The organism is Staphylococcus lugdunensis, from assembly GCF_002901705.1.
GTDB classification, from domain to species: Bacteria; Bacillota; Bacilli; order Staphylococcales; family Staphylococcaceae; genus Staphylococcus; species Staphylococcus lugdunensis.
Window position 1 is genome coordinate 968,076 of record NZ_PPPV01000016.1, and the last position, 14,328, is coordinate 982,403.

Here is a 14,328-nt window from a genome sequence, read left to right on the forward strand (position 1 = left end):
GGATACTAAGCTTTTTTCAATCCTAGTCAACCTTGCCGGGGCGGGACTACGAATTCATTATGAATTCTGTCCCGCTCCCTCTTAATTGAGTGTTATGTCTCATGTTTTTCTATTTATTACATAAAAATTTATAAATTGAATAAGCGTGCGAAGAAGCCCTTTTTCTCTTCTTTCGGTGCCGGTTGTTTTACTGAAGATGATTGAGAAGAAGCGGAATTTGCTGTTTGACTTTGTTGTTCAGAAGTTGACTGCGTTGATGTTTCAGATGAATTAGCAATATCTTCATCTAATTGTTTTGATTTGTCTTCAGATGTTGACTCTGATTCTGAATCTGAATGTTTAGTTATTGAGTCATCGGCCTTAATTGATACATTGCTAGTTGTTCCTTGCTCTTCAGCTTTTGTTGATTGATTGTCACTATCAGTTGAAGGTGTCTCAATATGACTTTGTTCCTTACTTTGATTGTCAGCTGTAACTGTTTTTGTATTATTCTGTTTCGCAGTTTGGTTATCCTTTGTAGATTCAAGGTCAGGTTCATTTAGTGATGATGCTTTAGTTGCTGCATCTTCTTGATTACTATTTGGTGCTACCGGTTGAGCTTTAATAATGTCGTTAACTAATTCGTTTCTTGTATATGCTGTTTGAGCTTTTTGTGCATTTGCTAAATCTTCTTGTGATGTTTGAATCGCTTTAATTGATGCTGTATTATCATCAATTTTAGTTGTTAGCTGTGTTTGTAGGGCTTTTAATTCTTGCTGTTGCTGATGGACTTGAGTCATCATTTGGCCAAGCATTTGGCGGTCTTCACGCATCTTTTGAATTTCTGTGCGCAACTCTTCTACAAGTTGTGGAATATTTTGATTAGTCGGCAACTTGCTATTGTCTTCTTTAACAAGTACTTGCAAGAAATCTTTTTCCTGTTCGAGTTCCTCGAATGCAAGGTCATAACTATTTGTTTGCTTCACTTTGTCTGCAATGTCACGGAATAATTCAATGTCGTCTTCTTTAAAATCTGTGGCTTCACGACCTCGGTACTCAGTTTTACTTAATTGATAACCACGTTCTTCTAAATGTTGAACGATTTTGCGCACTTGTTTTTCACTAAGTTCAACGCGTTGGGCGAATTCTTTTGTTAACATATGTTAAATCCTTTCTTTATTAGTTTTATGTATAGAGACGTTTGTCTACGGTCACTCAAACGTCAGTCTAACCTCATATGATAGTTTAACCCTAAAGCGTATCGTTTTCAAGTATTGTTAGAAAGGACGGCGTAAATTCATTTTAACGAGCAAAGGATAAATGATATCTCTTGAAATACCGTTTGCAAACACATATTTTAATATGTAATTTGATTTTACACTTGCTGGGAATACATCTTTACTTAATTTAATGTAAGGTTTGATGAATAAGTCAACGTCACTAGCAGAGTTACCTGGAGTATTATTCGGATGTAAGTAGCGAATGTCTGTCTGTTTTTCAAACTGATGCTCGTATAAAAATTGGCGTCTACTATGTAAAATATCCTTTTGGGCATCGAATTCTTTTGGTGTTGTTTGAGGAACTTCTAGCATAATAAAGTTAACGTTTCTATTATGCACTTTATTAGAAAGTGAGTTAATTTGAGCTTCAATATGTGTGAGGGTTTCATCAAGAATGTTGTCGTGTTCAGGGCCATCTTGAGCTAATAAATAAATCAGAAAGGCAGAATTTGTCGTTGCTTCGTAGTGTGCTGTAGCCATACTAACAACCTGTTGATGCTCATTTAGACCAACTATAAAAGAATAGTCATTTTCAGTTTTGTTATTTTCCAATGAACGCTTAAAGATGTGAGCATCTTCTTGCAGCTTTATACCTAATTTACTGTCATATAACGTTAATACTTGTTGATAATAAGGATCTTTGACACTATCAATCAATTTAAAGTTCATAAGTTCACCCCATAATCATTTTTCTCATTATAGCATATCAAAATGATGGTATTAAAATAGCGGGGTAAGACAGAACGCCTCTAAAGTCTGAATCTTACTCCCGCTTTATTTGAGTATTCATACATAAGGACTACGCACAGGACACTTATGATTTTGGACCTTTTGATTCATTAGCATAGTGAGTGATATCAATATTTTCATAAGCTGAATTATGTTCATCTACTTCTTTATGAGATGAGTCATCGCGTTCAGCAACAACAAGCATTTTATTATTTAAGATTTCACTTTTATACTTTTCTAATTCTTCATCATTAAGATGGAAACGTGATAATACAGCATGTTCGCCATCTTCACCAGTTAATAATTTAGACATTTGGTCACTAAATGAACCACTTGTAGCAATCAATGTAATTTGTGAGTTGTGCAAATCGTCGAGGTGTAATTTACTTTTACTGATGACCATTAATTCATTTTCTAAATAGCCTTCTGCTTTTTTGTCTTCCAAAACTTTGTACAATTCATAATCGTTATTAACTATAGTAAAGTTCGTCATAAATTTCGCCCTCCAATATTTTCGTTCTGTACTTTTAATAAAAATATACCCTTAAGTCTTTTAATAAAAACGTTACCAAATCAATTATATAACTATTGCAAATCTTATGACAAATAATAGCCGCAAATTTTTGAAGCGCTTACATTAAAGGAAGTTGATATAATGCTGCTGAAGAACATGTCTTATATTGAAAAATGTGTCAAAGTTTGCTATTATCATTAAATAATTTATATCACTCATATAATCTGAAGAATATGGCTTTAGAAGTTTCTACCATGTTGCCACAAACGACATGACTATGAGTTTAGCGATAATACAAAGACGTTTATTCAGCTCAATTTAAATAGGTAAGCAATGAATAGGGAAATCAATGCAATTTCAACTATACACAGTGCACATGTAGTGAAATTTCTAAACCTATTTGCTATTGGTTGGATATAAATATCTAAAGTATTGGTCGTTACCTCATAGATCCTGAAACTGGTTATGGTTTGAGGATTTTTTTGTACACAATTTGAGGAGGTTTTTAGAAAGTGGAATCGCTTAGACAAAAGGTTATTGAAGATGGCGTCGTCATTGACGAAAAGATTTTGAAAGTAGATGGGTTTTTAAATCATCAAATAGATGCCCAATTAATGCATGATGTAGGACAGACATTTTATGAGCAGTTTAAAGATCAAGGTGTAACAAAAATTTTAACTATTGAGGCATCAGGCATTGCACCGGCAATAATGGCAGCGTTACATTTCCAGGTTCCATGTTTATTTGCAAAAAAAGCAAAACCGAGTACGTTGAAAGATGGATTTTTTAGTACTGATATACATTCTTTTACTAAAAATAAAACAAGTACAGTCATTGTGTCACAAGAATTTCTAGATGAAAATGATAAAGTGCTTATTATCGATGATTTCTTAGCCAATGGGGATGCCTCACTTGGATTATATGATATCGCGAATCAAGCTAAAGCAGAGACTGTCGGAATTGGTATCGTCGTTGAAAAAAGTTTCCAAAGTGGAAGACAGCGTTTAGAAGATGCAGGTTTAAAAGTATCGTCGTTATGTAAAGTCGCTTCTTTAAAAGGTAATAAAGTGACTTTACTAGGTGACCATGAATGAAAAATTTCATCTTAAGTTTGCAACATCTCTTAGCTATGTACGCGGGCGCAATTCTTGTACCTATCATTGTTGGGACAAGCTTAAAGTTCACACCTGAAGAAATTGCATATTTAGTAACAGTTGATATCTTTATGTGTGGTATTGCAACCTTCTTACAAGCCAATAAAGTAACAGGTACTGGCTTACCTATCGTATTAGGATGTACATTCACAGCCGTAGCACCTATGATTCTGATTGGCCAAACAAAAGGTTTAGACGTTCTTTATGGTTCGCTCTTTTTATCAGGTATACTAGTGATACTGATCGCACCATTTTTCTCATATTTAGTCAAATTCTTTCCACCAGTTGTGACAGGTAGTGTAGTAACGATTATTGGGATTAATCTTATGCCTGTAGCAATGAATTACCTTGCTGGTGGAGAAGGTGCCAAAAATTATGGAGATCCTAAAAATTTAATTTTAGGCGCCGTTACGCTCGTCGTGATTTTAATTATTCAACGTTTTACAACAGGTTTCTTTAAATCCATTGCGATTTTAATTGGTCTTATTGTTGGTACCGTATTGGCTAGTTTCTTAGGTGTTGTTGATATTCACCAAGTTGGAGCAGCACACTGGTTTGGTATTCCGAGACCAATGCGATTTGCAGGCTTTGGTTTTGATTTTGGTGCAACCCTCGTATTCTTTATAGTGGCGATGGTCAGCTTAATTGAATCTACAGGTGTTTATCATGCATTAAGTGAGATTACAGGCAAACAACTTGAACGTAAGGATTTTCGCAAAGGTTACACTGCGGAAGGTCTTGCGATTGTCTTAGGTTCCATTTTTAATGCCTTTCCTTATACGGCTTATTCTCAAAATGTGGGCCTTGTGTCCTTATCTGGTGCGAAAAAGAATAAAGTTATTTACGGTATGGTAGTACTATTATTAATTTGCGGATGCTTACCTAAACTAGGTGCTTTAGCTAATATCATTCCATTGCCAGTTCTAGGTGGCGCAATGATTGCGATGTTTGGAATGGTCATGGCTTATGGTGTGAGTATTTTAGGTCATATTGATTTTAAACATCAAAATAACTTATTAATTATTGCAGTATCGGTTGGTCTAGGTACAGGGATTAGTGCAGTGCCACAAGCTTTTAAAGGTTTAGGCGAACAATTTGCATGGCTAACTCAAAATGGGATTGTCTTAGGTGCTATTTCCGCTATCATTTTAAATTTCTTTTTTAATGGAATTAACTATAAACAAAGCGAAGAAAATGTGAAATAATAGAATCAACTATAAAAAAATGGAGGCTGTATTTAAATGTGGGAAAACAAATTTGCTAAAGAATCATTAACATTTGACGATGTATTACTTATTCCAGCTGAATCAGATATTTTACCAAATGAGGTAGATTTGAGCGTAGCATTATCAGATAAATTAAAACTTAATATTCCAGTTATTTCAGCAGGTATGGATACAGTAACTGAATCAAAAATGGCGATTGCAATGGCAAGACAAGGCGGACTAGGCGTGATTCATAAGAATATGGGTGTCGAAGAACAAGCTGACGAAGTTCAAAAAGTTAAGCGCTCAGAAAATGGTGTTATTATGAATCCATTTTTCTTAACGCCTGAAGAAAGTGTTTATGAAGCAGAAGCTTTAATGGGGAAATACCGCATTTCTGGTGTCCCAATTGTGGATAATAAAGAAGTGCGTACGCTTGTTGGTATTATTACAAATCGAGACTTACGTTTCATTGAAGATTTTTCGATTAAAATTTCTGATGTCATGACTAAAGATAATTTAATCACAGCTCCAGTAGGTACAACATTAGATGAAGCAGAAGCTATATTACAAGAACATAAAATTGAAAAGTTACCACTTGTTGAAAATGGACGTCTTGAAGGTTTAATTACGATTAAAGATATTGAAAAAGTGCTTGAATTCCCACATGCAGCTAAAGATGAGCACGGACGTTTGCTTGTAGCAGCTGCTATTGGAATTGCGAAAGATACAGATATTCGTGCTCAAAAATTAGTTGAAGCCGGCGTCGATGCTTTAGTCATTGATACAGCACATGGTCATTCTAAAGGTGTGATTGAACAAGTGAAACATATTAAAAAAACATATCCAAACATTACATTAATTGCTGGTAATGTCGCAACAGCAGAAGCAACTAAAGCATTATATGAAGCGGGCGCAGATGTTGTGAAAGTGGGTATCGGACCGGGTTCAATTTGTACAACACGTGTAGTTGCTGGCGTAGGTGTTCCACAAATCACAGCGATTTACGATTGTGCTACGGAAGCGCGCAAACATGATAAAGCAATTATTGCTGACGGCGGTATTAAATTCTCAGGAGACATTATCAAAGCATTAGCTGCTGGTGGCCATGCCGTTATGTTAGGCAGCTTATTAGCAGGTACAGAAGAAAGCCCAGGTGCTACAGAAGTCTTCCAAGGACGCCAATACAAAGTATATCGTGGTATGGGCTCACTTGGCGCAATGGAAAGAGGGTCTAACGACCGTTACTTCCAAGAAGACAAGACACCTAAGAAATTTGTGCCAGAAGGTATTGAAGGACGTACAGCGTATAAAGGGCCTTTACAAGATACAGTTTATCAACTTATGGGCGGTGTGCGTTCTGGTATGGGTTATACAGGTTCAAGAAACTTAAAACAATTACGTGAAGAAGCGCAATTCACACGTATGGGACCTGCAGGATTAGCTGAAAGCCATCCACATAATGTTCAAATTACTAAAGAATCACCAAACTACTCATTCTAAAATTACATTTAATTCATTTTATTTAACACAAGGAGAGAACGCTTTTTGAGAACTGAAATCATTCAGGGCATCATGGAAAGCGTCTCTCTATGATTTATATAAATTCAATTTAAAGGAGAACTATAACTATGGAAATGGCGCAAGAGCAAGAGTTAATTCTTGTCTTAGACTTTGGTAGTCAATACAATCAGCTGATTACCCGTCGTATTCGTGAAATGGGTGTGTATAGTGAATTACATGACCATGAAATTTCAATAGAAGAAATTAAACGTATGAAGCCGAAAGGTATCATCTTATCAGGTGGTCCTAATTCAGTTTATGAAGAAGGTTCATTCACAATTGATCCGGAAATTTATAATTTAGGTATACCTGTATTAGGAATTTGTTACGGCATGCAATTAACAACTAAATTATTAGGTGGAAAGGTTGAACGTGCGAACCAAAGAGAATATGGTAAAGCAATGATTAATGCTAAATCAGACGAATTATTCTTTGGTTTACCTGATGAACAAACCGTTTGGATGAGCCACTCTGATAAAGTGATTGAAATACCAGAAGGCTTTGAAGTGATTGCCGACAGCCCAAGCACAAATTATGCTGCCATCGAAGATAAATCACGTCGTATTTATGGTGTGCAATTCCACCCAGAAGTACGTCACACAGAATTTGGTAACGATTTATTACGTAATTTTGTGCGCCGAGTATGTAATTGTACTGGCGAGTGGACTATGGAGAACTTTATCGATATTGAAATTGATAAAATTCGCAAACGTGTTGGCGACCGCAAAGTGTTATGTGCGATGAGTGGCGGTGTAGATTCATCTGTTGTCGCAGTATTATTACATAAAGCGATTGGCGATCAATTAACATGTATCTTCGTGGACCATGGATTACTTCGAAAAGGTGAAGGTGACATGGTGATGGAACAATTTGGCGAAGGCTTTGATATGAATATTATTCGTGTTAATGCACAAGAGCGCTTTATGAACAAATTAAAAGGTGTTTCAGATCCAGAACAAAAACGTAAAATCATCGGTAACGAATTTGTCTATGTCTTTGATGATGAAGCGGCTAAGTTAACAGATGTTGATTTCTTAGCTCAAGGTACACTTTATACCGATGTCATTGAATCAGGTACAAAAACGGCGCAAACAATTAAGTCACATCACAATGTGGGTGGATTGCCTGAAGATATGGAATTTGAATTAATTGAACCAATCAATACGCTATTTAAAGATGAAGTACGTGCTTTAGGTATTGAGCTAGGTATTCCTGAACATTTAGTATGGCGACAACCGTTTCCTGGACCAGGTTTAGGTATCCGTGTATTAGGTGAAATTACCGAAGATAAATTAGAAATTGTTCGTGAATCAGATGCCATTCTAAGAGAAGTCATTCGTCAAGAAGGGCTTGAAAGAGATATTTGGCAATACTTTACAGTGTTACCAGGTATCCAATCTGTAGGTGTCATGGGAGACTATCGCACATATGATTATACAGTTGGTATCCGTGCCGTAACATCAATTGATGGTATGACAAGTGATTTTGCACGTATCGATTGGGAAGTATTACAAAAGATCTCAAGTCGTATCGTAAACGAAGTAGACCATGTTAACCGAGTTGTCTATGATATTACTTCTAAGCCACCAAGTACGATCGAATGGGAATAATGAAATAACATTAAATGATAGGCTAGAAAAACTTTTATTGTAGGGTTTCTAGTCTTTTTTATTTTAGTGTTGAATAAGTTTTGAATACGTTAGTGTCAAAAATTAATGTTATTTTCGAATTTTTTCAGCTTAGCTATAGTAGGTAGAATGTTTTTATTATTTAATTGGTAGTGATAAGCTATGAAGACTGACAAATGAAATGAGGTATATTTTGATATGACTGACAAAAGTAGTTTGGTGTTAAGTGGTGGTGGACATTACGGTATCGCATTTCACCTGGGTTTTCTTAAAGGTGTGGCAGATGCTGGATTAAATTTAAGACAAGTGGATTATATTGTAGGCAATTCTGCAGGTTCACAGGTAAGTGCGACTTTATCTTCTCCATTGGACTGGGAGACAATATGGCAGGAACAAATTGTTAAGAAAGTTAATGAAATAACTCCTATTTCTGATGCTGAAATGACTAATTTATTTAAAACGTTTGATGAATTGGCTAAAACGAGTTTGTCCGATAAGTCGTGGGTCGCTGGCATGGGTGAAATTTCAAAGAATACACACCCCTTCGTTTCTTTAGAAGAACGACGTAATATGATTAGAGAACGATTAGGGAGTGTGCCATTAGAATGGAATGAGCAATTACAAGTTGTGGCTACTGAATTAGAAACATCTGAGAGAAAGGTATTTAATAAATATTCAAATGTTGATTTAGTAGATGCTTTAGCAGCTAGTTCAGCATTGCAGGGGGTGTGGCAACCTATTCCTATCAATAATCATTTATATTATGATGGTGGCTCATATTCTATGGAAAATCCTGATGTCATAGATGGTGTGAATAAAGTGGTTATTTTAACGACCAATTTGCCTGTAGCAACGCCATATCGTTTGAACGATATTATTACACGAATGAAACGAGAAGGTAAAGCTGTTTTCTTAGTTAAACCTGATGCTAATGTGGTAAGTATTTTAGAACACTATAACTATAACACGGTAAATGCTGAGATGCGTGAAGCGGTCGCTTTAGCAGCTGTTAATCAGGGTAAAGAAACTGCGGATGAGTTGAAACGGTTTCTTGAACAATCTTAGGAACTTTCGCTTAATGCACTTTTAATCCATGAATCTCAAGATTAAAAGTGCCATTAATTTGCATAATAGTACACCTGGGTGTACTATGTGTTGTGAGGTGACGATATGAATCAAAGTACATTTCAAAATCTGAATCAAGCACATTTATTGTTCATTGAATTAAGTAAAGCCATCAATGAAGTACTGGATGAACAAGATATAAATATTTCTAGGGAACAAATGGGTGTGTTTAAATTACTCAATGAACATGGTTCTCTGACAATTAATGAAATTGCTGAAGCGCAGGGTGTATTTAAGACGGCCATTTCTAAGCGAATTAGTAAATTACAACAAATGGGTTTTGTGATTAAACAAGCAGGGCACGATAAGCGTGAAAAGTTAGTATATTTAACTGAAAAAGGCATACATTTTTATGAAACACGACAAATGAAATTATACCAAGGATTAATGGATAAATTTCATATTAATGATCAACAAGTAGCTGAAATATTAGGTTATCTCGAACAAATCAAACGTACGATGAATAGTTAGTGATGGAGGGTTATGTAATGGAACAAATAAAAATTCATATTTTGCATACGGGAACAGTGATAGTTGATGAAGCGTTACCTTTTTCTAATGTGAGTCGTAATCCTTTAGCATGGACAGGATTATTTAGAAGTAAGAAACATCAGGTTGCTTTACCCGTTTCCGCATATTTAATTGAGCATCCTAAAGGTCTTATTTTAATAGATACCGGTTGGCATACTGATAATAGGACAAAGCAAATTCGTAATTTATCGTTTCAATACCCTGTGAATAAAGCGGTCTTGCCAGCGGGTCAGGCGATTCATGAACAGTTAGCACAACTGGGATATAAGCCGAGTGATATCGATTATATATTAATGAGCCATATGCATTGTGATCATGCCGATGGACTGAGACTAGTTAAACATGCCAAAAGGATTATGTTAAGTGAACCTGAATATGATGCGATTCAAACGGATAAAATGCATTATTTACAACATGAATGGAAAGGTGTTCATTTACAGCCATTTAAATTTGAAGATACTGGAATAGGGCCTCAAGGCAAATCCTATAATGTATTTGGAGACAATTCTGTACAAATGATTTGGGTACCAGGGCATAGTAAAGGCTTATGCGCAACTAAGATTACCAATGATTATCAGGATTACGTCTTACTTGCGTCAGATGTGGGCTATGCAGAAAGATCTTGGAAGGAAGAGATTTTACCTGGTGTACTTGTAGATAAAGAAGCAGCAATAAAATCCTTGAAATGGGTTAAAGATTCGGCCAAAGATAAACATTGTATTGAAGCGATTGCTAATCATGACCGGCATATACAACCGCATTGTATTTTACTGTAACCATTATTTAAAATAATCAAAAAAAGGTTGCTAAAAATACCTGCTTTTACTAAAATTTAAAACGTAATTATTACGATTTGTAAAGGAAGGTTGTTATGGCAAAAATTCCAGTTACAGTATTAAGTGGTTATTTAGGTTCAGGAAAGACAACATTACTGAACTATATTCTTCAAAATCGTGAGGGGCGTCGCATTGCTGTCATCGTGAATGATATGAGTGAGATCAATATTGATAGAGAATTAGTTGCTCAAGGGGGTGGCTTGTCTCGTACGGATGAAAAGTTAGTTGAATTATCTAATGGATGTATATGTTGTACATTACGTGATGATTTGTTGAAAGAAGTAGAGCGACTTGTACTTAAAGGTGGCATTGATCAAATTGTTATTGAGTCAACAGGTATTTCTGAGCCTGTGCCAGTAGCGCAGACATTTTCTTATATGGATGAAGCTTTAGGAATTGATTTAACGTCTTTATGTAGACTAGATACTATGGTGACCATGGTGGATGCAAATCGCTTTATTAATGATATTCGATCAGAAGATTTATTGGCCGATAGAGACCAGGAAGTAGGAGATGGAGATGAACGTACGATTGCTGATTTATTAATAGATCAAGTTGAATTTTGTGATGTGCTTATTATCAATAAAACTGACTTAGTCGCTGAGCATGATTTACAAAAGCTTGAACTTATTTTAAGGCAATTGCAACCACAAGCACACATAATTAAAACAACACAAGGCCAAGTCAATTTAGATGAAGTTCTGGATACTAAATTATTTGATTTTGATATCGCTAGAAATTCAGCTGGTTGGATTAAAGAATTAACAGAGGGTGGTCATAAGGCGCATACTCCTGAGACTGAAGAATATGGTATTGGCTCCTTTGTTTATCGCAGACGCTTGCCATTTCATGCTCAACGATTAGAACAATGGTTGATGCAACTGCCTCAAAATATCGTTAGGGCAAAAGGGATTGTATGGTTGGCACAGTATAATCAGGTAGCATGTTTATTGTCTCAAGCAGGGTCTTCACAACAAATAGAACCTGTTACTTATTGGGTGGCTAGTATGTCTGAAACGCAACAACGCCAAATTTTAGCAAAACGACCAGATGTTTTAAATGAATGGGATCCTGAGTATGGTGATAGACAAACACAATTTGTTATTATTGGTACGGACTTAGACCATGAAAGAATAACTGCAGAGTTAGATCAGTGTCTCATTAATAGCAGCGAAATAAACCAAGACTGGTCGCTATTACCAGATCCGTATCAATGGCATTTGCAATAATATTTAAATAATAACGCGCTTGAAACTGATTTTGTGTTTCAAACGCGTCATAATGGTTTTAGGCTAAGATGATAGGTGCTGTAAATATGACTAGCATTATAATATTTAAGATAAATAATAAAATATATAAGACCGTATGTTTACCAAAATAGATACTGATAATAGTTAATGCTAGTGTAATAAATAAAATGATTGCACCTGGCCAATACCAAAAACTGAATAAGGTATTATTATATAAATTTGTAAACAGTGTGGTATAAACGATAAAAGCACTTATTAATGTGAATATGATCGTTGCCATGTTAAAAAAACGAGATTGTTTCAAATTTTAACAGTCCTTTCGTTGTTGTTTTTACCATAGTGGTTCAATGCTGGTTATAGCAGAATATACTAAAAAGTATAACTAATATTATGTAGGCAAATAAATAAAATAACAACCCTCATTGACTAAAAATAACAATGTTTGGTATATGATATAAAATATAAGTAAATGATATCTATCGTTGTGTTAACACTCTTAAAAGGAAATTTTACTGTATTTTAAAGTGTTTACACATAATTACTACATTCTTTTGTAGTAAAATATGTTACCCTTAAAATAAATGACAAATTCATTTTATCCACTTACGTCTGCCTATATTATAGGTAGATGTTTTATTATATATGGTTTAATTTAGCGTAATTATTGAATCGCTTTTCAAGGTGAGCCTTCATAATTGTATGACTGGGTTTGACATTCATTACGTTATACAATATATTGTAATTATTACGCTTAAAATAGTATCTGAGTCTTTCTCGGGCAATTCATGTATCTATATGGATTGAACGGGGAGAAATGGATCGCTTATTTTACAAATGATAAACTTGATAACTTAGGTAGCTTTTTAAAAGATTATATAAGAAGTAAAGCGTTTACTTTATACATAATAAGTTGAAAAAGAAGCCTACAGTAGTATTGATACCTCTTCAAACTTATGAGAGTAGTCATGCTATTGTAGGCTTTTTTGTTTAGATCGTTATTCGACATAGCAATATTGTCAATTGGAGGAACAGTTATGCTGAGTGAGCAATTTTTACTTATTTTATTTTTTATTACTTTGTCCATTGCAATGTTAAGTGGCATCGTCTATATTTTACCGTCTTGTCCTATTAAATATATTAAACTGCATCTTTTATGCTTAACATTGCCTATTGTTGTTGCCATCATTGGACTTGTGACAACACAACAACGCCAAGTCATTAGTCTGTTTGCGGTTGATAAACTGGCATGGTTGCTAGTTAGCTTTATCTTAACGCTTGGCTTTATAATTCAAAAATTTTCTATGCGCTATCTGTTAGGTGATCATAATTATAAAAAATATTTCCCATGGTTTACTTGTACGACGGTATTTGCATCTATCGCATGGTTAAGTGATGATTTACGCCTAATGGTCTTTTGTTGGGGCTTAACTTTATTTGCATTGACGCAGCTGCTTCGACTAAATCGTACTTGGAAAGTACCAGCTGAAGCAGCGAAAGTATCTGCGCGTGCTTTTTTATTAGGTTGGTTAGCATTAGTATTAGTAGTTGTTGTTTTATACATAGGGACAGGAGAGTGGCGAATTTATCCTAATATATCCAAGGAAACAACGATGAACGGAGCATTGTATTTCTTGATGAATTTATTGCTTGTGCTGTCAGTCATTATTCCGGCTGCACAATATCCATTTCAAAGTTGGTTAATTGAATCTGTCGTTGCACCGACGCCTGTTTCAGCAATCATGCATGCTGGAATTGTAAATGCTGGTGGAATTATTTTAACACGTTTTTCTCCAGTGTTTGATCATCCAATTGCTTTGACTATTTTATTGATAATCTCAAGCTTATCAGTGTTGATTGGTTCTGGGATTAGTCTGGTACATGTAGATTATAAGCGACAGCTTGTAGGTTCAACGATGAGCCAAATGGGATTTATGCTCGTTCAATGTGCCTTAGGTGTTTATTCGGCAGCAATTATACATTTGATTCTCCATGGTGTATTTAAAGCAACGTTATTTTTACAATCTGGTTCAATTGTTAAACGGTTTAATATCCCAACGCCTCCTAATGTTCAGCGTTCTTATGGTTGGACTTTAACTGGCAGGGGGTTAGCGTTATTATTGGCAATATTATTTTGGATGATTAATGATCATAGTGCGTATAACTTAATTAGTGCATTTATTTTGGCATGGTCTATCTCAGTTTCTTGGAATCAATTGATCGCTTTAAATAGAGGGATTATTGGTAGACTATTGGGCATCGTGGTATTAATCTTTGTGGCAGCAGTTTATTATGTGACGCATGCGTTTTTTATCAATATTTTAAGTGCAATTTCTATACATGTTACACATCCACCTATGATCAGTGTTGTCATCAGTATCGCAATGCTAGTGTTTGGCAGCATACTGAGTATATGGGTAGCTCGCCGACGTGATTCGACAGCGTTTGCTATTGTGTACTTGTGGTTAGTGAAAATTGGAGAAGCTAAATTTAAATCAGTAGAAAGTCATCCTAATTATTTACAAAAATACTTATAA

Annotated in this window: 12 protein-coding genes and 1 riboswitch; of the genes, 9 read left to right on the plus strand and 3 right to left on the minus strand. The window is 35.2% G+C overall.

The features are described 5' to 3' along the window. Positions 1-128: 128 nt before the first annotated feature. The 3 genes from CD041_RS11325 to CD041_RS11335 form a co-directional block, all read right to left on the minus strand. The gene (locus CD041_RS11325) at positions 129-1,139 is read right to left on the minus strand and encodes a hypothetical protein (protein WP_070481688.1); all 1,011 of its coding nucleotides are present in this window, start codon (positions 1,137-1,139) and stop codon (positions 129-131) included. A 117-nt stretch (positions 1,140-1,256) separates the two neighbouring features. Further along, entirely contained in the window at positions 1,257-1,928 is a 672-nt protein-coding gene (locus CD041_RS11330) for a hypothetical protein (protein WP_070648012.1), read from the minus strand. Positions 1,929-2,073: 145 nt separating this feature from the next. Further along, on the minus strand, positions 2,074-2,481 hold the full coding sequence (locus CD041_RS11335; RefSeq protein ID WP_002461120.1) for a general stress protein: 408 nt from the start codon (positions 2,479-2,481) through the stop codon (positions 2,074-2,076). 216 nt (positions 2,482-2,697) lie between these two features. Then, positions 2,698-2,800: riboswitch (purine riboswitch) on the plus strand. 214 nt (positions 2,801-3,014) lie between these two features. On the opposite strand from CD041_RS11335, the gene xpt reads away from it, so the two are divergent. The 9 genes from xpt to CD041_RS11385 all read left to right on the plus strand — a co-directional run bounded on the left by xpt (position 3,015) and on the right by CD041_RS11385 (position 14,328). Continuing rightward, entirely contained in the window at positions 3,015-3,596 is a 582-nt protein-coding gene (xpt, locus tag CD041_RS11340; RefSeq protein ID WP_002461121.1) for a xanthine phosphoribosyltransferase, read from the plus strand. Continuing rightward, positions 3,593-4,861 (plus strand): xanthine permease PbuX, encoded by a 1,269-nt coding sequence (pbuX, locus tag CD041_RS11345; protein ID WP_002461123.1) that lies wholly within the window; start codon positions 3,593-3,595, stop codon positions 4,859-4,861. The genes xpt and pbuX overlap by 4 nt, the downstream gene beginning before the upstream one ends. A 36-nt stretch (positions 4,862-4,897) precedes the next feature. Beyond that, positions 4,898-6,364: an IMP dehydrogenase gene (gene guaB, locus CD041_RS11350; RefSeq protein ID WP_002479252.1), complete on the plus strand. Its 1,467-nt coding sequence runs from the start codon at positions 4,898-4,900 to the stop codon at positions 6,362-6,364. A 128-nt stretch (positions 6,365-6,492) separates the two neighbouring features. Further along, on the plus strand, positions 6,493-8,034 hold the full coding sequence (gene guaA, locus CD041_RS11355) for a glutamine-hydrolyzing GMP synthase (protein ID WP_002479253.1): 1,542 nt from the start codon (positions 6,493-6,495) through the stop codon (positions 8,032-8,034). A 216-nt stretch (positions 8,035-8,250) separates the two neighbouring features. Continuing rightward, positions 8,251-9,117, plus strand: coding sequence for a patatin-like phospholipase family protein (locus CD041_RS11360; protein ID WP_070648011.1), 867 nt, complete (start codon positions 8,251-8,253; stop codon positions 9,115-9,117). Between the two features lie 105 nt (positions 9,118-9,222). Then, entirely contained in the window at positions 9,223-9,648 is a 426-nt protein-coding gene (locus CD041_RS11365; RefSeq protein WP_002461130.1) for a MarR family winged helix-turn-helix transcriptional regulator, read from the plus strand. Between the two features lie 17 nt (positions 9,649-9,665). Then, a complete protein-coding gene (locus tag CD041_RS11370) occupies positions 9,666-10,484 on the plus strand; it encodes an N-acyl homoserine lactonase family protein (RefSeq protein WP_070648010.1) in 819 nt (272 codons plus the stop codon). A 95-nt stretch (positions 10,485-10,579) separates the two neighbouring features. Next, the gene (locus CD041_RS11375) at positions 10,580-11,773 is read left to right on the plus strand and encodes a GTP-binding protein (protein WP_070648009.1); all 1,194 of its coding nucleotides are present in this window, start codon (positions 10,580-10,582) and stop codon (positions 11,771-11,773) included. 1,055 nt (positions 11,774-12,828) lie between these two features. Beyond that, positions 12,829-14,328, plus strand: coding sequence for an NADH dehydrogenase subunit 5 (locus CD041_RS11385; protein WP_002479258.1), 1,500 nt, complete (start codon positions 12,829-12,831; stop codon positions 14,326-14,328).

Excerpts from the sequence above, each read along its gene's own strand:
- CD041_RS11325 (WP_070481688.1), bottom strand. The coding sequence starts at position 1,139 with ATGTTAACAAAAGAATTCGCCCAACGCGTTGAACTTAGTGAAAAACAA.
- CD041_RS11330 (WP_070648012.1), bottom strand. The coding sequence starts at position 1,928 with ATGAACTTTAAATTGATTGATAGTGTCAAAGATCCTTATTATCAACAA.
- CD041_RS11335 (WP_002461120.1), bottom strand. The coding sequence starts at position 2,481 with ATGACGAACTTTACTATAGTTAATAACGATTATGAATTGTACAAAGTT.
- pbuX (WP_002461123.1), top strand. The coding sequence starts at position 3,593 with ATGAAAAATTTCATCTTAAGTTTGCAACATCTCTTAGCTATGTACGCG.
- guaB (WP_002479252.1), top strand. The coding sequence starts at position 4,898 with ATGTGGGAAAACAAATTTGCTAAAGAATCATTAACATTTGACGATGTA.
- guaA (WP_002479253.1), top strand. The coding sequence starts at position 6,493 with ATGGAAATGGCGCAAGAGCAAGAGTTAATTCTTGTCTTAGACTTTGGT.
- CD041_RS11360 (WP_070648011.1), top strand. The coding sequence starts at position 8,251 with ATGACTGACAAAAGTAGTTTGGTGTTAAGTGGTGGTGGACATTACGGT.
- CD041_RS11365 (WP_002461130.1), top strand. The coding sequence starts at position 9,223 with ATGAATCAAAGTACATTTCAAAATCTGAATCAAGCACATTTATTGTTC.
- CD041_RS11370 (WP_070648010.1), top strand. The coding sequence starts at position 9,666 with ATGGAACAAATAAAAATTCATATTTTGCATACGGGAACAGTGATAGTT.
- CD041_RS11375 (WP_070648009.1), top strand. The coding sequence starts at position 10,580 with ATGGCAAAAATTCCAGTTACAGTATTAAGTGGTTATTTAGGTTCAGGA.
- CD041_RS11385 (WP_002479258.1), top strand. The coding sequence starts at position 12,829 with ATGCTGAGTGAGCAATTTTTACTTATTTTATTTTTTATTACTTTGTCC.